Annotated in this window: 21 protein-coding genes; 7 read left to right on the top strand and 14 right to left on the bottom strand. The window is 64.1% G+C overall.

Features of this window, described 5'->3' with window-relative positions; genetic code table 11:
* Window positions 1-72 precede the first annotated feature (72 nt).
* From purM to FJ980_RS00495, 5 genes are all read left to right on the top strand, one after another.
* Window positions 73-1,152, top strand: a complete 1,080-nt coding sequence (gene purM, locus FJ980_RS00520; protein ID WP_140540990.1) for a phosphoribosylformylglycinamidine cyclo-ligase — start codon at window positions 73-75, stop codon at window positions 1,150-1,152.
* Window positions 1,149-1,856: a phosphoribosylglycinamide formyltransferase gene (gene purN / locus FJ980_RS00515; RefSeq protein ID WP_140540988.1), complete on the top strand. Its 708-nt coding sequence runs from the start codon at window positions 1,149-1,151 to the stop codon at window positions 1,854-1,856. The genes purM and purN overlap by 4 nt, the downstream gene beginning before the upstream one ends.
* A gap of 51 nt (window positions 1,857-1,907) precedes the next feature.
* On the top strand, window positions 1,908-2,183 hold the full coding sequence (locus FJ980_RS00510) for a type II toxin-antitoxin system ParD family antitoxin (protein ID WP_140540986.1): 276 nt from the start codon (window positions 1,908-1,910) through the stop codon (window positions 2,181-2,183).
* Window positions 2,184-2,186: 3 nt separating this feature from the next.
* The gene (locus FJ980_RS00505) at window positions 2,187-2,480 is read left to right on the top strand and encodes a type II toxin-antitoxin system RelE/ParE family toxin (RefSeq protein ID WP_140540984.1); all 294 of its coding nucleotides are present in this window, start codon (window positions 2,187-2,189) and stop codon (window positions 2,478-2,480) included.
* Window positions 2,481-2,812: 332 nt separating this feature from the next.
* Entirely contained in the window at window positions 2,813-3,328 is a 516-nt protein-coding gene (locus tag FJ980_RS00495; protein ID WP_140540982.1) for a histidine phosphatase family protein, read from the top strand.
* Between the two features lie 70 nt (window positions 3,329-3,398).
* Here FJ980_RS00495 and FJ980_RS00490 read toward each other — a convergent pair whose 3' ends face one another.
* The 5 genes from FJ980_RS00490 to FJ980_RS00470 all read right to left on the bottom strand — a co-directional run bounded on the left by FJ980_RS00490 (window position 3,399) and on the right by FJ980_RS00470 (window position 5,168).
* Window positions 3,399-3,647, bottom strand: coding sequence for a DUF680 domain-containing protein (locus FJ980_RS00490; RefSeq protein WP_140540980.1), 249 nt, complete (start codon window positions 3,645-3,647; stop codon window positions 3,399-3,401).
* Window positions 3,648-3,927: 280 nt separating this feature from the next.
* Window positions 3,928-4,134, bottom strand: coding sequence for a DUF680 domain-containing protein (locus tag FJ980_RS00485; RefSeq protein WP_140540978.1), 207 nt, complete (start codon window positions 4,132-4,134; stop codon window positions 3,928-3,930).
* A gap of 54 nt (window positions 4,135-4,188) precedes the next feature.
* Window positions 4,189-4,395: a DUF680 domain-containing protein gene (locus FJ980_RS00480; RefSeq protein ID WP_140540976.1), complete on the bottom strand. Its 207-nt coding sequence runs from the start codon at window positions 4,393-4,395 to the stop codon at window positions 4,189-4,191.
* A gap of 54 nt (window positions 4,396-4,449) precedes the next feature.
* Complete coding sequence (locus FJ980_RS00475; RefSeq protein WP_095767085.1) at window positions 4,450-4,689, bottom strand: DUF680 domain-containing protein; 240 nt, start codon at window positions 4,687-4,689, stop codon at window positions 4,450-4,452.
* A 17-nt stretch (window positions 4,690-4,706) separates the two neighbouring features.
* Window positions 4,707-5,168 (bottom strand): hypothetical protein, encoded by a 462-nt coding sequence (locus FJ980_RS00470; protein WP_140540974.1) that lies wholly within the window; start codon window positions 5,166-5,168, stop codon window positions 4,707-4,709.
* 2 nt (window positions 5,169-5,170) lie between these two features.
* On the opposite strand from FJ980_RS00470, the gene FJ980_RS00465 reads away from it, so the two are divergent.
* Window positions 5,171-5,848, top strand: coding sequence for a response regulator (locus FJ980_RS00465; RefSeq protein WP_140540972.1), 678 nt, complete (start codon window positions 5,171-5,173; stop codon window positions 5,846-5,848).
* Window positions 5,845-7,212, top strand: a complete 1,368-nt coding sequence (locus tag FJ980_RS00460) for a sensor histidine kinase (RefSeq protein ID WP_140540970.1) — start codon at window positions 5,845-5,847, stop codon at window positions 7,210-7,212. The genes FJ980_RS00465 and FJ980_RS00460 overlap by 4 nt, the downstream gene beginning before the upstream one ends.
* Before the next feature lie 9 nt (window positions 7,213-7,221).
* Here the strand turns inward: FJ980_RS00460 and FJ980_RS00455 are convergent, their stop codons facing one another.
* The 9 genes from FJ980_RS00455 to FJ980_RS00415 form a co-directional block, all read right to left on the bottom strand.
* The gene (locus FJ980_RS00455; protein ID WP_140540968.1) at window positions 7,222-7,533 is read right to left on the bottom strand and encodes a type II toxin-antitoxin system RelE/ParE family toxin; all 312 of its coding nucleotides are present in this window, start codon (window positions 7,531-7,533) and stop codon (window positions 7,222-7,224) included.
* The gene (locus FJ980_RS00450; RefSeq protein WP_140540966.1) at window positions 7,530-7,820 is read right to left on the bottom strand and encodes a type II toxin-antitoxin system ParD family antitoxin; all 291 of its coding nucleotides are present in this window, start codon (window positions 7,818-7,820) and stop codon (window positions 7,530-7,532) included. Before FJ980_RS00450 ends, FJ980_RS00455 begins: the two co-directional genes overlap by 4 nt.
* Window positions 7,821-7,926: 106 nt before the next feature.
* The gene (locus FJ980_RS00445; RefSeq protein WP_140540964.1) at window positions 7,927-8,802 is read right to left on the bottom strand and encodes an ABC transporter permease; all 876 of its coding nucleotides are present in this window, start codon (window positions 8,800-8,802) and stop codon (window positions 7,927-7,929) included.
* A gap of 13 nt (window positions 8,803-8,815) precedes the next feature.
* Window positions 8,816-9,670 carry an ABC transporter ATP-binding protein gene (locus tag FJ980_RS00440; protein WP_140540962.1) on the bottom strand — a complete coding sequence of 285 codons (855 nt, stop codon included), beginning with the start codon at window positions 9,668-9,670 and terminating at the stop codon, window positions 8,816-8,818.
* 160 nt (window positions 9,671-9,830) lie between these two features.
* Complete coding sequence (locus tag FJ980_RS00435) at window positions 9,831-10,790, bottom strand: ABC transporter substrate-binding protein (protein ID WP_246676260.1); 960 nt, start codon at window positions 10,788-10,790, stop codon at window positions 9,831-9,833.
* Window positions 10,791-11,008: 218 nt separating this feature from the next.
* The gene (gene dapB, locus FJ980_RS00430; protein WP_140540958.1) at window positions 11,009-11,785 is read right to left on the bottom strand and encodes a 4-hydroxy-tetrahydrodipicolinate reductase; all 777 of its coding nucleotides are present in this window, start codon (window positions 11,783-11,785) and stop codon (window positions 11,009-11,011) included.
* Window positions 11,786-11,847: 62 nt separating this feature from the next.
* On the bottom strand, window positions 11,848-12,651 hold the full coding sequence (speB, locus tag FJ980_RS00425; RefSeq protein WP_140540956.1) for an agmatinase: 804 nt from the start codon (window positions 12,649-12,651) through the stop codon (window positions 11,848-11,850).
* Window positions 12,652-12,804: 153 nt separating this feature from the next.
* Window positions 12,805-14,958: a molybdopterin oxidoreductase family protein gene (locus FJ980_RS00420; RefSeq protein WP_140540954.1), complete on the bottom strand. Its 2,154-nt coding sequence runs from the start codon at window positions 14,956-14,958 to the stop codon at window positions 12,805-12,807.
* 203 nt (window positions 14,959-15,161) lie between these two features.
* Complete coding sequence (locus FJ980_RS00415) at window positions 15,162-17,039, bottom strand: ABC-F family ATP-binding cassette domain-containing protein (RefSeq protein WP_140540952.1); 1,878 nt, start codon at window positions 17,037-17,039, stop codon at window positions 15,162-15,164.
* Window positions 17,040-17,081 lie beyond the last annotated feature (42 nt).

The following is a 17,081-nucleotide window of genomic DNA, read 5'->3' as shown; positions in this document are numbered from 1 at the left end:
TTGGCGCTCGCGCCTTGCTCCCCGAAACCATTCATGCGAAGAGCCGGCAATGGAAACAAGGACGAGCCGACGATGAGCAAGGGCGACAAGGCCAAGCGCAAAAACGGGCTCACCTACGCCGAGGCTGGCGTCGACATCGATGCCGGCAATTTGATGGTCGAGAAGATCAAGCCGCTGGTGCGCGCCACGCGCCGGCCGGGCGCCGATGGCGAGATCGGCGGCTTCGGCGGACTGTTCGACCTGAAGGCCGCCGGCTTCACCGATCCGGTGCTGGTCGCCGCCAATGACGGCGTCGGCACCAAGCTCAAGATCGCCATCGATGCCGGCAAGCACGACACGATCGGCATCGATCTCGTCGCCATGTGCGTCAACGATATCGTCGTGCAGGGCGCGGAGCCGCTGTTCTTCCTCGACTATTTCGCGACCGGCAAGCTCGACCCAGACCAGGGCGCTTCAATCGTCGGCGGCATCGCGCAAGGGTGCCGGCAGGCCGGCTGCGCGCTGATCGGCGGCGAGACGGCCGAGATGCCCGGCATGTATCACGACAAGGACTACGACCTTGCGGGCTTCGCCGTGGGCGCTGCCGAGCGCGGCCAGCTGCTGCCGACCGACGACATCGTCGAAGGCGACGTGCTGCTCGGCCTTGCCTCGTCCGGCCTGCACTCCAACGGCTTTTCGCTGGTACGCCGGATCGTCGCCGCGAGCGGCCTCGGCTGGAGCGATCCGGCGCCATTCAACGAGGAGCTCAGCCTCGCCGAGGCGCTGCTCGAGCCGACGCGCATCTATGTGAAGTCGATCCTGAAAGCGATCCGCAACACGCATGGCATCAAGGCGCTGGCCCACATCACCGGCGGCGGTTTTCCCGAAAACATTCCGCGCGTTTTGCCCAAGGATTTTTCCGCCGAGCTCGACCTCGAGGCGATTGACGTGCCGCCGGTATTCTCGTGGCTGGCCAGGACCGGCGGCGTCGCGCCGGAAGAAATGATGCGCACCTTCAATTGCGGCATCGGCATGATCCTCGCCGTCGCTTCAGGCCAGGCGGCGCAGGTCGCGGCGGTGCTGCAGGAAGCCGGCGAGACGGTGACGCCGATTGGCCGCATCGTCCCGCGCCGCGACGCCGGCGTCATCTATCGGGGGTCGATCGGCCTATGAGCAGGAAACGCACGGTCGTCCTGATCTCGGGACGCGGGTCCAACATGACGGCGCTGATCGCGGCGGCCAGCGATCCAACCTATCCGGCGGAAATCGTCGGCGTCATTTCCGACCGCGCGAACGCGGCCGGCCTCGGCATCGCCCAGTCGCGCGGCATCGCCACCAAGGTCATCCAGCGCGCCGACCATCCGAGCAAGGATGCCTATGACGCCGCGCTCGACGCCGCGCTTGTCGGCTTCGGCGCCGACATCGTAGCCTTGGCCGGCTATATGCGGATCCTCGGCCGCGGTCTGGTCGAGAAATGGCAGGGGCGCATGGTCAACATCCACCCTGCCCTGTTGCCGGCCTTCAAGGGTCTGGACACGCATGCGCGGGCCATCCGCGCCGGTGTTCGCATCCATGGCTGCTCGGTGCATTTCGTCACGCCCGAGATGGATGACGGCCCGATCATCGCGCAGGCCGCCGTGCCGGTGATGGTCGGCGACAATGAGGACACGCTTGCCGCGCGGGTGCTCAAGGTGGAGCACCGGCTCTACCCGCTGGCGCTGGGTCTGGTTGCCGAAGGCAAGGCGCGCATGGAAAAGGGCCACACCGTGCTTGCCCATTTCGCCGACGACGCCGACAACGCTACCTCGGTGGTGATGGCGCCCGATCCGCTGCGCGAGGAGACCGACCTCGAGCAGCTGGCGCGGATCACGCCATAACCTTGTGGATGGTAGCAATAATTACTACCATCCTATGAGGAGATAGTTTCCATGGCAGCGGTCGAAAAAGTCAGCGTGGCGCTTTCACCAGAATTGCTTGAGATGGTCAAAGATGCCGTCGAGAGCGGGCGGTACGGCTCGGCGAGCGAGGTGATCCGCGAGGCGCTGCGTGAGTGGCGCTTGCGGCAACCTCTCCGGGAAGCCGAGGTGGAGCGACTGCGCAAAGCCTGGACCGAGGGGCTGGAAAGCGGTCCATTCGTTCCTTTCGATATAGACGATATCAAGCGGAAGGCTCGGGATCGTCTTATCGATGCCGCCAAGAAGTAATCCATGGCAGGTCTGCCGATCGTCCGCAGCCCGGCGGTTGAAAATGACTTGACCGATATCTGGCTTTCCATTGCCAAGGATAGCCCGCGCGCCGCCGATCATTTTCTCGATGCAATCGCAGAACGCATTCTACAGCTCGCTGCCTTCCCCGAATCCGGACCGCGAAGATCCGATATCGGGGCCGACACGCGTGCGCTAACCATCGGCAACTATCTCATTCTCAACAGGCTCGCAGCGGAACGGATCGATGTCGTGCGTGTCGTGCATGGCGCGCGGGATATCTCAACGCTGCTCTAGGAACTGGGCTTTGGACGTTTTCGACAGCGCGGTCCGCACCAAAGGCGATCTTGCAGGCGTCTTCGAGTACGAAGAAAGGACGGACCGCAAAGCGACACGGCCTATTTCTACCTGTATGAACCTGATGGCTCAATTATCAGCGCGATCCACGTTCGATCCGGAGTCTGGATCACCGAGGCCGACATTGCCGTCAAATGGGACAAGGATGAGCGGCACGTGGGCCTCTTCGTCTTTGTGGCGTGCTGACGGCTGCTTTCGATACCGAGACGGGAGCGAGATACGGTGGTAGGCATGGGCAGGATTTCAACGTCGAGATTCCCTGGTCCTGATCGATGCCCCTGAGACAACTTCTTATCCTCCGCCACGCCAAGTCGAGCCGGGACGATCCCAAGCTTGAGGATTTCGACCGGCCGCTAGGCCCGCGCGGCTTGAAGACGGCTCCGTTGATGGGGCGAGAGCTTGCGCGACGCGGTTGGTTGCCGGATCTGGCGCTGGTCTCGCCGGCGCTGCGCACGCGCGACACCTGGCGGCTGGTCGCGGCCGAACTGCCGAAGAACGTGCCGGCGCAATTCGCCGACGAACTCTACGAGGCGGCTGCCGGTGCGATCCTGGCGCGCGTGCGGCAGGCCAAGGCAGCGAGCCTGATAGTGATCGGCCACAATCCCGGGCTGCAGCATTTTGTGTTGCGGCTGGCCGGCCCCGGAACGGATGAGAGCGTTTTCAAGAAGATCGAAGCGAAGTTTCCGACGGCAGCTCTTGCCCGGTTCACGCTGGACGAGGATTGGGCCGATCTCGACTTCCGTGGCGCCCGACTGACGCATTTTGTTCGGCCGAAGGATTTGACGTAGCCCGAAGCATGGCGGCCCATAAGCAAGGCGGCGGGCAAGCCCGCCGCCTTCAATATTTTCAAAGACGAGCTCAATTGCCCCAGTTGTCCGATGGCGGACCCGGCCAATCCGCAGCGCCGGTCGCGCCAGTCTTCATCTCGGTGTCGACCTTCGGGGCCGGCTTGACTGTGTTGTGCTTCGGGATCGAAGCCGTGACGCTGGTGTCGGAGCCAACGGCGGCTGCCTGGTTGACGCCATCGGCGCCGTAGTGGTCGCTGCCGGCGAATGCGGAGCCCATCGCGAGAAGCATTGCGACAGTGGTGAGAGCGATCCTGGTCATTTCGGTTTTCCTTGTCCGTTTGGTTTCGTCGGGCGATGGCCTTGGGAGGATGGCCCCGCTGCCGAAAAGACCCGCGGCGGCCTGGGTTTATTCCCGGCGCGTTCGCTTTTCAGCGGCCATGGCAGTATCGGATCGGACTTCGCTCAGAAAAAGACAAACGATTACAAATGGTTGTGATGACAAATACTTGTGATGCGATTCAAACCGGCGGTAGCCGGCTGCAGAAAAACAGAGCGGCGGGACAAGCCCGCCGCTTTGAAGTCTGGGAAGACCAGGCCGTTCAGCGATTGCCGAACAGATCCTGGGCCGGAGCCTGAGCCGCGGGCTTCTGAACGTTCGCGTCCGACTTCTTGATCGAAGCGGTGAGCGAGGTGTCGACCGAGGCGGACGGCCGGTTGGCTTCATTGGGGTTGTAATGGTCGGACCCAGCGAAAGCGGCGCCAGTGGCGACAAGCAGGGCAGCGGCGGTAAGAGCGATCTTGGTCATTTGGGTTACTCCACATTCAAGGTTGTTGGTTCGAAGGTTCGCCAGGCGAACCGATTAGCGGTTGCCGAACAAATTGTGGTCAGCGCCCGTGACGACCGGCTTCTGTGCGTCCGCGTCCGAGTTGTTCGTGGAAGCGGTGATCGAGGTGTCGACCGAAGCGGCCGACTGGTTGGCTTCGTTGGGGTTGTAGTGGTCGGACCCAGCGAAAGCGGCGCCAGTGGCGACAAGCAGGGCGGCGGCGGTAAGAGCGATCTTGGTCATTTGAGTTACTCCAGATTTGAAGTTTGTTGGTTGAAGCGGGTTAGGAGGGGTCGGTTAGCGGCCCCAGATGCCCTGGCCCGACTGCGGCTGGTTCTGATCAGGTGTGATGTGGAACTCGCGCTGCTCGAACTTGTCGAGCTTGCGGATCGAGCCGGTGACAGTGTTGTCGACGTTGCCCGCGGGGGCCGTTACGGCCGGCTGGTTGACATTGTCGGAACCGTAATGGTCGCTGCCGGCGAAAGCGCTGCCCGTGGCAATGAGGAAAGCAGCGGCGGCAAAAGCAATCTTGTTCATTTCAGATACTCCAGATTTCAAAAGTCGTGTCCGTCTAGTGGCGTGCCGTAATGGAAATTCGCGTCGCTCGGACCACCCCGAAATGGGTCGGCCCTGTTGCCATTTCCAATCACGAAAAGTTGTGAACCGAACCGTTCGGTTCGATCTTGAAATCGACTGAACGACGCGGCGGCCACATTCTTGTCATTTGATATCAATTGGTTACGGGGATCGTCGCGCGATGCGGCACCTGGATAGCAGGTGCCGGTGTTCACCCTGCCAATACGAACCGTCAACATTAATTGAACCGAACGGTTCGGTTTTATCACTTGCACGACCGAACAGGTGGCTGGGCAGGCACCATGACCGGGGTGGCGGCCGCCGAGAAACCACATTTGCCTTGCGCGCGGATCGATACTATCGGTTGCCTCGGGAACCAATTTGGACGCCGCCTGCCGCCCCTTGGCGAAGGTCGACGCCGTTGGGAGGAACAGCGACAACGATGCGGCTGCTGCTTGTCGAGGACAATCGCGAACTGGCCGATTGGCTGAGCAAGACGCTGCGCCAGGCGAGCTATGTCGTCGACGTCGTGCATGACGGCGAGGATGTCGAGCATGCTTTAGCCGCCGGGGATCACGCTTTGATCATCCTCGACCTTGCCCTGCCGCGCATGGGCGGCATGGAGGTGCTGAAAAGACTGCGGGCACGCGGCAACCCGGTTCCGGTTATCGTGCTTACCGCCAATGCCAGCCTTGACGGCCGGGTCAAGGGCCTCAACGAAGGCGCCGACGACTATCTGGCGAAACCATTTCAGATCGAGGAGCTGGAAGCGCGCATCCGCGTGCAGCTGCGCCGCGCCAACGACCGCACCGCGCCGGTCGTTGCCTGCGGCGATCTCACCTTTGACACCAACACCAGGCTGTTCTCGCTTGCCGGCGCGACGCTGTCGCTGACGCCGCGTGAGCACGCGGTGTTGGAGCAGCTCGTCGTCAAGGCCGGTCGCACGGTGAGCAAGGCGGCCCTCTCGACTGCGATCTACGACTTCGACACCGACGCCGACCCCAGCGCCATCGAGATCTATGTGCACAGGCTGCGCAAGAAGCTTGAGGGATCGCGCGTCCAGATCGCCACCTTGCGCGGCCTGGGCTACCTGTTGCGCCACGACGATCCGGCGCCATGAAAATCGACAGGCTCCGGTTCGGCAGCCTTCGCCTGCAGTTGCTGGCCTGGGTGGTGCTGCCGCTGGCTGGGCTCGCCGCCATCAATCTGTGGACCAGCCAGCGCAACGCGCTGGCGACGGCGGACCTCGTCACCGATCGCATGCTGGTCGGCTCGGCACGCGCCATCGCCGAGCAGGTGGCGATGGCCGACGGCGCGCTCGACGCCACCGTGCCGCCGGCGGCGATCGAGATGTTCGACACCGGCGACCGCGACAGCGTCTATTATCGCGTCGAGACCGCCGGCGGGCGGCTGCTGAGCGGCTATCCGGACCTGCCCGAGGCGCCGGAGCGCGGCAGCGTCGAGGCCGCCTACCGCGATCACCGGCTGCGCCTGGCAACGCTCAGCCATGCCGTGATCGGCGCCGGCACCGATTCGCCGATCAAGGTCACGGTCGGCGTCACGCTCGCCGGACATGACGCCATGGTCAAGCGCCTGTGGCTCAGCGCCTTCGCCCAGCAGCTTGCCTTGGTGGCCATTGCCGGCGTGTTCGTGCTGCTTGGCCTGCGCCGCGGCCTGGCGCCGCTGATCCGGCTGCGCGACGCCGTGCGCTCGCGAAGCCGCAGCGATCTCGATCCGGTCGAGGTCCCGGGCGCGCAGAGCGAGATCCGGCCGCTGATCGAGGCGCTCAACGCCTATATGGAGCGCGTGCGGGCGCAAATGGCGGCGCAGCGACGCTTCATCGCCAATGCCGCGCACCAGTTGCGCACGCCGCTGGCGCTGTTGTCGACGCAGGCAAGCTATGCCTTGCGCGAAACCGCGTCCGACCGGCGCCAGGAGGCGCTGGTCGCGTTGCAAGCGAGTTCCGGCAGGCTGGCGCGGCTCGCTGAACAATTGCTCACACTCTCGCGCGCCGAACCCGGCAGCCGGCGGCCGCGTGCCGACCGCATCGACCTCACCGAAGCCGCCCGCCATGTGCTGGAAGCGCAGGCGCCGGCTGCGATCAAGCGCGACATCGACCTCGGCCTCGAGGAGAACGGACCGGTGGCGGTGATCGGCGACGGCACGATGCTGCGCGAGATGATCGTCAACCTGGTCGACAACGCGCTGCGCTACACGCCGGCTGGCGGCGCGGTGACTGTCAGGCTGGCGATGGTCGATCGCGAGGGCGTGCTGACGGTGGCCGATACCGGCCCCGGCATTCCGGCCGAGGAGCGGGAGCACGTCTTCGAACGCTTCTACCGCCTCACCGGCTCGGCAGAGGAAGGCAGCGGGCTCGGCCTGGCGATCGTGCGCGAGGTGGTCGAGAATGCCGGCGGCAGCGTCACGCTGGGCGACGCCGCCGCGGGCGGGCTCAAAGTCGAGGTCCGGCTGCCCCTGGCTTAAAGGCTTACGTCAAAGTTCGGACTCTTCGTCCGGCAATTCGAGCGTACGACCCGCATAAAAAATCCGGAGGATGACCACTTTGTCATCCACGATTTCGAACGCGATCGTCGCGCGTCGGCGCCATCCTACGGTGCGTGAACCAGGTGCGATTTCGTCATGGCGCGCGTCCCGCTCCGGAAAAGTCTCAAAGTCGAGGCAATAGTCGACAATGCGCCCTACAAAACGCAAAGCGGTTGCCACGCCAGCCTTTGGCGCGAGCTCGCTCAGCAACTCGGCAATGTCTCGCTCGGCGGCAGCATGGAACCTGACCTGATATTTCATGCACCGGAGCGCGGCTTGGCGACGATCGCGTTGATGTGCTCGGAGAGATTGCGGCGCAGCTGTTCGGCCGTCAACAGCCTCTCAGGGTGGGCGCGTGCATCCTGCATCGTCGGCACGACTTCCTCGCGCAGCCAGCGTTCAATCGCCGCGTCACGGGCAGCCAACGTACGCAGGCCATCACGGATGACCTCGCTCTCGGTGGCGTATTCGCCCGAGGCAACCTTGTCTTTCACCATCTGCGCCATCTCGAGCGGCAGAGTGATCGTCAGGGGTTGGGAGTTTCGCATGACCGTCTCCTCAATGGCCCTTAATATAGCACCAGCGCATGACTTTGTCACACACCTTGGGGGAAAGCCGCACACCAAGCGTCGACACATGATGTGCGGTGATCGCTCACGCCCCCTGTTCGTTGAACGGCGCCGGGCGCCACTTTACCACATAGTTTTCGAAGCGGGTGATGATGAACTCCACCACCAGCGCCATCACCGCCAGGATGATCATGGCGGCGAAGACGCCATTGGCGTTGAAGGCGCCCTGCGCGGTGGAGATCAAAAGGCCCATGCCCTGCTTGGCGCCGAGAAACTCGCCGACGACCGCGCCGACCAGCGCGAAACCGAACGAGACATGCAGGCTGGCGAGGATCCAGCTCATCGCCGAAGGGATGATGACCGAGCGGGTGATCTGGAACGGCGAGGCGCCGAGGATCTGGGCGTTGGCAATCATCGCCCTGTCGGCCTCGCGCACGCCCTGGAATGCGTTGGCGAAGACGACGAAGAACACCATGACAACGGCCAGCGCCACTTTGGAAGCCATGCCCAACCCGAGCGCGATGATGAACACCGAGCCGAGCACCACGCGCGGCACGGAGTTCGCGATCTTGATGTAGATCGAGAACACATCGGCCAGCAGCTTGTTGCGGCCAAGGATGATGCCCGCCACGATGCCGCCGACCGCGCCGATGGCGAAGCCGAGGAAGGTTTCCTCCAGCGTCACATAGATCTGGAGCCAGAGCGGTCCCTGCGAGGTGCCCTCGGTGATCCAGGACCAGATCTGTTCCCAGATGCCCGACGGGCTGGAGAAGAAGAACGGGTCGATGATGTTGTAGTCGGCGCAGAGTTCCCAAAGGCCGAGGAAGACGACGAGGATCGCGAGGCGCAGGCCGATGACCAGAGCATGGCGCTTGCGCAGCCGTGCCCTCGCCTGCGCTTCCGCGGCGACGATCGAGGTGGCGCGGGCTGCGGCGTGATCGGTTGGAGAGATGGCGGTCATGGCAAGTCTCCTTTCAATGGCTCGCTTGCAAGCCACGGCTTTGGCCGAGCTGCACTTCCTCACGCAGATCGTTCCAGATCACCTTGGCAATCTCGATGAATTTCGGGTCGTAGCGAATGTCGGACATGACGCGCGGGCGCGGCAGGTCGATGCGGTAGACGCTCTTCACCGTGCCCGGACCGGCGGTGAGCACATAGACCTTGTCGGCCAGCGCAACCGCTTCCTCCAGATCGTGCGTGACGAAGACGACGGATGATTTCAGCCCAGACCAGAGGTCCAGCAATTCGTCCTGCATTGCCGTGCGGGTCTGCATGTCGAGCGCGCTGAAGGGCTCGTCCATCAGCAGGATCTTGGGCTGGTTGATGAAGGTCTGGGCAAGCGCCGCACGCTTGCGCATGCCGCCCGAAAGCTGGTGCGGATAGTGCTTCTCGAACCGCGAAAGGCCGACCCGGCCGATCCAGTCGCGCGCCTTCTCATAGGCTTCTTTCTTCGGCGTGCCGCGGAAGAGCGGACCGGCGGCGACATTGTCGATGACGCTGCGCCACGGAAACAGCGCGTCGGCCTGGAAGACGAAGCCGATGTCGCGGCTGATGTCGGTGACCGGATTGCCCATGACACGGACATTGCCGGTGGTCGGACGCAACAGGCCGGTGACGAGGTTGAGCGTCGTCGACTTGCCGCAGCCGGTCGGGCCGACGACACAGGCGAACTCGCCGCGCGCCACCGTCATGGTGAAATCGCGGATCGCCGTCATCATGTGGCCGTCAGGCGTGACGAAGCGCAGCGTCACATCGTCGATGGCTATCGCGGCGTCGGCCGGCGGCGCGGCGGGAGACAGTTTCTCCGCCGCGATGGTCTGCGATTGCATGGCACACTCCTGTTGTGGTGGTGCGGGGATGGCGCGATCCGGGCCCGCGGGCCTGCTCGCCGGCATCCGGAAACACGGCCGCCGAATTGATTCAGGCGGCCGACGCAAGCTCTTGCTTTTCAAGGGCGGACGGGGTCCGTCCGCCCTTGCCTGCCGGCGCTTACTTCGCCGCGTCGACGAACTCGGTGGTATAGGTCTTCGACAGGTCGATCTGCTTGCCCTGCAGGCTCTTCGAGAAGGTCGACAGAACCTTCAGCACGGTCTGCGGTCCATCGGCCGGCATGCGACCATCCGGCGTGAACATCGCCTTGCCGCCGGCAAGGCCCTGCACGTAAAGGTCCTTGCTGCCGGCGTAATAGTCCTTCGGCATCTTGTCTGCGATCTCCTCGGCCGAATGGCCGGCGATGAACTTCATCGTTTTGACGAAAGCGTTGGCGAGCTTCTGCGCCTCGTCCTTGTGGCCGTCGAGCCAGCTAGACTGGACGTAGAAGGAGGCCGCGGGATAGTCGCCGCCCAGCGCTTCCTTGGTCTTTTCGGGCGTGCGCATGTCGACCAGGACCTTCGCCTCGCCGGTCTGGAGCAGCTTAGCGATGGTCGGCTCGGTGGTCATGCCGGCCTGGATCTGGTCCTGCTTGACGGCGGCGATGAAAGTATTGCCGGCGCCGACGGGAAGCAGCGTGTAGTCGCCCGGCTTCAGGCCGCTGCGAACCGCGAGATACTGCGTCAGGAAGTCGGTCGAGGAGCCGAGGCCGGTGACGCCGAGCGTCGCGCCCTTGAAATCGGCCGGCGACTTGATTTCCGGGTGCTTGGCCGAGACCAGCTCGACCTCGCCCGGCGCCTGGCTGAACTGCACGATCGACTGGATGTATTTGCCCTTCGACTGTAGGTCGACGGTGTGATCGTAGAAGCCGACGACGCCTTGCACGGCGCCGGCCAGCAATTCGTTCTCGGCTTCGACGCCGGCGCGGGAGTTCACCAACTCCACGTCCAGCCCCTCATCCTTGAAGTAGCCGAGCTGCTGGGTGAGCACGGCCGGCAGATAGATCTGCTTTTCCATGCCGCCGACGATGATGGTGATCTTATCGGCTGCCGATGCCGTCGATGCGCCAGCGCCAACCATGGCGAGCGTCAGCGCCACTGAACGCAGGGCGCGTTTAGAGATGAAACGGGTCACTAGTTTTCCTCCACTGGGCGGCGCGCCGCGCCGCATTCCTCCTGTCGGCCGCTCCCAGGCCGTTCATGTGGCGACCGCCACAAAACTGTCATGGCATGGCCAAGCTTTCAGCTGGCTTTCAGCCGTTTTAGAGGCCGCGGAATGGGGTCCGGCGGGGTTTCCGGTCACGAGGCAGTGAAGCCCAGCACATTGCGCATGTCGTATTCGCCGGGCGGCCGTCCGGCGACCCAGAGCGCAGCCGCGATGGCGCCGCGGGCGAACATCGAGCGGTCGCCGGCGGCATGCGAAAGCGTGAGCGTCTCGCCATCAGTGAGGAAGCTCACGCTATGCTCGCCGACGATGCTGCCGCCGCGCAGCACGGCAAAGCCGATCTCGCTTATTGGGCGCGAAGCAACGAGGCTATCGCGGGCGCGCTTCGCCACATCGTCCAGCACGACGCCACGTCCTCGCGCGGCCGCCTCGCCCAGCATCAGCGCCGTACCGGACGGCGCATCGACCTTCATGCGATGATGCGCTTCAAGAATTTCGATGTCGCAGTCGTCGGCGGCAAGCGCCCGCGCCGCCTGCTCGACGAGGCCGGTCAGCATGTTGAGCCCGAGCGAATAGCTGCCTGAGCGGACGATAGCGACCTTCTTCGCGGCGTCGGCAATCGCCGCCAGTTCCGAGGCGCTGAAACCGGTCGAGCCAATGACCAGCGCCGGACCGCCTCGCGCCGCGCAGGCCTTGGCCAGTTCGGCGGAAGCTGTGGGCGTGGTGAAGTCGACGACCACATCGGCAACCGCCAGCGCTTCGTCGCGCTCGACCAGCCCCTCGCCCATGCTGCCCGGTCGATGGAAGCGGGCGACGAGCTGCAGCCGCGGATCGGCAGCGACTGCCTCGGCCATCTGCCGGCCCATGCGGCCGAGCGCGCCGGCGATGGCTACCTTGAGCGGTTGCGGCATGTCTATCCCTGTCGAAAGCAGAGTCGGAACAATCCTCTAGCACGCCGCCTTGGCAAATTGATTCAAACCGCAGCGTTGGTCTTCAGCATCATGCCGGCGATCTCCTTGACCAGTTTGGCGGCGACCAGTGCCGTCACATTGGAAACATCCTGGCGCGGATTGTATTCGACGACGTCGGCGGCGACTATTCTTTGGTCTATTGCCTGGATCAGGCCGATCACCTGACGGGTGGTGAAGCCGCCCGGCTCACGGTGGGAAATGCCGGGAGCGAAGGCCGGATCGAGAGCGTCGATGTCCATTGAGATGTAGACAGGCGTCTTGAGGTCGAGCTGCAAACCTTCCTTGAAATGCCGCATCTCCACCACCTCGACGCCGAAGCGCTTGAACTGGTCGCGATGGTGATCGTTGACGGTGCGCAGGCCGATCTGGATCAGCCGGTCGGCCAGCTTCTCCTCCATGATGCGGGCAAAGGGCGAGGTGTGCGAGCGCGGATTGTCGTCATAGGCATGATAGATGTCCGGATGCGCGTCGATATGAACGATCGTCAGGCTCTGATGGCGGCGGCGAACGCCACGCAGTATGGGCCAGGAGATCGCGTGATCGCCGCCGAGCGAGATCAGCGGGTGACCGGCGTCGAGCGCGCGGTCGACCTCGTTCTCGATCCGCTCCCACGCATCGCCGCCTTGCCTGAAATCGATATCGCCGTGATCGACGAAGCGGTCCGTCAGCTCGAAGCCTGTTTCCGACCATGACGTGTAGGCATCGCTGTGAAGCTCGCGCCGGATCAGCGACGGCGCCTCGGCCGGCCCGCGCAGATAAGACGAATTCTCGTCGTGCGGAATGCCCAGAAGCGAGACCTTGGCCATGACATCCTCCCTCGTTGCCGAGACAAGGGGCCTCTATAGACGCCGGAGCTGGCAGGCGCGACGAGAGGCGCTTGGGCCAGATGGGAAGCTAGAGCATGATCCGAAAAGTGGGAACCGGTTTTCGGAGAAGATCATGCTCCACAAGGAGTTAGATCAGGATGGCGATTCAACGAAACGCCATCCTGATCTATCGCCGAACTCATCAGCTTTCCGCAGCCACACCTTGTTGTCGTGGACGGCGGCGCCGCCATAGGGCGCCGGAGCATCGGCACCGGTCAGCACGTTGATGCCTTCGCCGCGCTCATGCGCGCTGTTCGGCCAGATGCCTTCGGCGATCACCACGCCGCGCTTCACGCCGTCGAAGAATTTTGCGTGCAGCACCACGTCGCCGCGCCGGTTGCCGACCTCGACGCGGCCGCCATTCTCGATGCCGAGCGCAGCGGCATCTTCGGGATGGAGCAATAATTCGGGCCGGCCTTCCCTGGCCTTCGACACCGGCGTCTCGGCAAAAGTCGAGTTCAAAAAATTGCGCGCCGGCGAGGTCGCCAGCCGGAACGGATGCTCCTCGTCCGCGACCTCGATCAGCTCGACATGATCGGGGAATTCCGGCAGCCGTCCGACCGGGCCGAACAGGCCCATGCTTTTCGGCGGCCGGTTGGGCGCCGACTGCCCCGTCCAGTTGGGCCGGAAATGGAATTTCTTGTCGGCATGGCCGAAGCCGTTGATGAAATGCGCGTCGTCGAAGCCGGGCTGCAGGTCGACCCATTTCTCAGCCTTCAGGCTGTCGAAGCTGCCGAGCCCGCGCTTGCCGAGGATGATGTCGATATGCTCGCGCTCGGTCAGGCCGAAGCCCGGACGGTCGCCGACGCCGAGCCGCTTGGCGAGTTCCTCATTGACATAGTGGTTGGTTCGCGGCCCTTCCGGCGGCTCGATCAGCTTAGGGCCGAGGGTGATGTGCTGGTTGCCGCCACCTTTGTAGATGTCGTCATGCTCCAGGAACATCGTCGCTGGCAGCACGACGTCGGCGAGCTTGGCCGTGTCGGTCATGAACTGCTCATGCACGCAGGTGAACAGGTCCTCGCGCAGAAAACCCTTTCTCACCAGCCGCTGGTCCGGCGCGACATTGGCCGGATTGGTGTTCTGGACCAGCATCGCCGTCACCGGCGGGCCGCCATAGAGCGCATCCGGCGCCCCCGTCAGCACCGGGCCGATGCGCGAATGGTCGAGATAGCGCACCTTCGGGTCGCGCATCGCGGTGCCTTCCAGAACGTCCTGGTTCAGCTGGAAGATGCCGGAGTTGGAGTGGAAGGCGCCGCCGCCCTCATACTGCCAGGCGCCGGTGACGGCGGCGACGCAGGAGGCGGCATGCATGTTGACGGCGCCGTTGCGCTGGCGTGCGAAGCCGTAGCCAAGGCGGAAATAGGTCTTCTTGGTCGTGCCGACGAGCCGGGCGAATGCCTCGATCTCGGCGACGGATAGCCCGGTAATGGCGGCCGCCCATTCGGGCGTGCGGGCGCGCAGATGCTCTTCCAGCCCGCGCGGGTCGTCGGTGTATTTTTCGAGATAGGCGCGGTCGGCCAGCCCGTCGCGGAACAGCACATGCATGACCGCGCAGGCGAGCGCGCCGTCTGTGCCGGGCTTCAGCACCAGGCCGAGATCGGCCTGCTTCATGGTGGCATTGTCGTAGATGTCGATGACGACGATCTTGGCCCCACGCTCCTTGCGCGCCCTGGTCGCATGGGTCATCACGTTGACCTGGGTGACCACGGCGTTGGTGCCCCAGATCACCACGCAGTCGGATTTCGCCATCTCGCGCGGATCGGGCCCGCGCAGCGCGCCCGCTCCCATCATCCAGCCGGTCCAGGCGAGATTGGTGCAGATCGAGCCGAAAAAGCCGGAGTATTTCTTGGCGTGGCGCAGCCGCTGGATGCCGTCGCGCTGCACCAGCCCCATCGTGCCGGCGTAGAAATAAGGCCAGACGGTTTCCGAGCCGTATTTCTCTTCGGCCGCGATGAATTTTTCCGCGACGAGATCGAGCGTGGCCTCCCAGCTCGCTTCCTTCCAGGCGCCCTCGCCCTTGGCGCCGGCGCGCACCAGCGGCTTCAGCAGCCGGTCGGGATGGTGGACGCGGTCGGCATAGCGAGCGACCTTGGCGCAGACGACACCCGCCGTGTAGCTGTTCGCCTTGGCGCCGTGGACGCGGCCGATGCGGTTGTCATCGAGCAGCTCGACTTCGAGGGCGCAGGTGGAGGGGCAATCATGCGGGCAGGCCGAATGGCCGATCCGGAGCTTGGCGTGCTGGTTCATGCGGGGTGTGTAGCGGGTTTTAGGGACGAGGTGTAGGGCCAGATGGGCTCCCCCTTCTCCCCTTGCGGGAGAAGGTGGATCGGCGCGTAGCGCCGAGACGGAAGGGGTGTTCCAGCGGAGTGAGGCGTCGGCTTTCCCTGGAGCACCCCTCATCCGGCCGCTTCGCGGCCACCTTCTCCCACAAGGGGAGAAGGGAAATCGCGCTACTCCGCGATCCCTTCCTCATACTCCGCCGACATCGTCAGCCACTTGTCCTCGTTTTGCGCCAGCGTCTGCGCCAGTTGCGAGCGCTCCTTGGCCAGCTGCGTCGCGGTCGAGGGGTCTTTTTCGTAGACCGCCGGATTGGCAAGCTCGTCCTCGATCAGGTCGATGCGCTTGCGAATGCGGTCCATCAGCGCCTCGGTGGCGCGGATTTCCTTGGCTAAAGGTTCCAGTGCCGCGCGGCGCTGGGCCGCCTCGCGGCGGCGATCGGCCTTGGACGCCTTGTCCGCCTCCTTCTGCTCACGGCGGTTGGCGGAAACGCCGGTGACCAGCGTCTTATAATCCTCGAGGTCGCCGTCATAGGGATTGACCGCGCCGTCCTTGACCAGCCACAGCCGGTCGGCCGTCGCCTCGAGAAGATGCCGATCGTGCGAGATCAGGATCACCGCGCCCGGAAAATCGTTCAGCGCATGGATCAGCGATTCACGGCTGTCGATGTCGAGGTGATTGGTGGGCTCGTCGAGGATGAACAGGTTCGGCCCCTCGAAGGCCGACAACCCCATCAACAGCCGCGCCTTCTCGCCGCCGGACAGATCCTTGGCGGCGGTGTTCATCTTCTCGGTGGTAAGCCCAAACTGGGCGACACGGCCGCGCACCTTCGATTCCGGCGCCTCCGGCATCAGCCTGCGAACGTGTTCGTAGGCATTTTCCTCAGGCCTGAGATCGTCGAGTTGATGCTGGGCAAAGATCGCCACCTTCAGCCCAGGCGCCACCGTCATCGTGCCGGCCTCCTGCTTCAGCCGGCCGGACAGAAGCTTGGCGAAGGTCGACTTGCCGTTGCCGTTGGCGCCGAGCAGCGCGATGCGGTCATCGGCATCGATGCGTAAGGTCATCTTCTTCAGGATCGGCTCACCGGGCGTATAACCGACACTGACGTTGTTGAGCGCAACGATCGGCGATGCCACCGTCTTGACCGGCTCCGGAAACGAGAATGGCCGCACCGTGTCGTTCACGATCGCCGCGATCGGCTTCATCTTTTCCAGCGCCTTGATGCGCGACTGCGCCTGCCTAGCCTTGGAGGCCTTGGCGCGAAAGCGCTCGACGAAGGATTCCATATGCTTGCGGGCGGCTTCCTGCTTGATGCGGCCCTTTTCCTGCTGTTCCTTTTGCTCGGTGTACTGGCGCTCGAACTGGTCGTAGCCGCCGCGCCAGAAGGTCAGCTTCTTCTGGTCGAGGTGGACGATGGAGTTGACGGCGCGATTGAGCAGGTCACGGTCGTGTGAGATCAGCAGAACCGTGTGCGGATATTTCGAGACGTAATTCTCCAGCCAAAGCGTGCCTTCGAGGTCGAGATAGTTAGTCGGCTCGTCGAGCAGCAGAAGGTCAGGCTCGGAGAAGAGCACCGCGGCCAGCGCCACGCGCATGCGCCAGCCGCCCGAGAAGGAGGAAGCCGGGCGGCGCTGCGCCGCGTCGTCGAAGCCGAGGCCGGCAAGGATGGTGGCGGCACGGGACTCAGCCGAGTGGGCGTCGATGTCTGCCAGCCGCATGTGGATGTCGGCAATGCGGTGCGCGTCGGTCGCCGTCTTTTCCTCTTCGAGCAGCGCAGTGCGCTCGATATCGGCCTTGAGCACGATGTCGATCAGCGGCTCCTCGGTGCCGGGCGCCTCCTGCGCCACCTGGCCGATGCGGGTGCTTTTCGGCAGGCTGATCGAACCGGTCTCCGAAGGGAAATCGCCGGTGATCGCCTTGAACAGCGTCGTCTTGCCGGTGCCGTTGCGGCCGACAAGGCCGGCCTTGGTGCCGGCCGGCAAGGTCAATGAAGCATGATCGAGAAGCAGCCGCCCCGCCATGCGCAGCGTAAGGTCGTTGATGATAAGCATGGCCGGCTTTTGCACGGGAGATCGGCGCTTCGCAAGAGCCAG

Source organism: Mesorhizobium sp. B1-1-5, assembly GCF_006443065.1.
In the GTDB taxonomy this organism is placed as follows: Bacteria; Pseudomonadota; Alphaproteobacteria; order Rhizobiales; family Rhizobiaceae; genus Mesorhizobium.
Note: the sequence above shows the minus strand (reverse complement) of the source record. Positions and strands in the feature narration are given on the sequence as shown.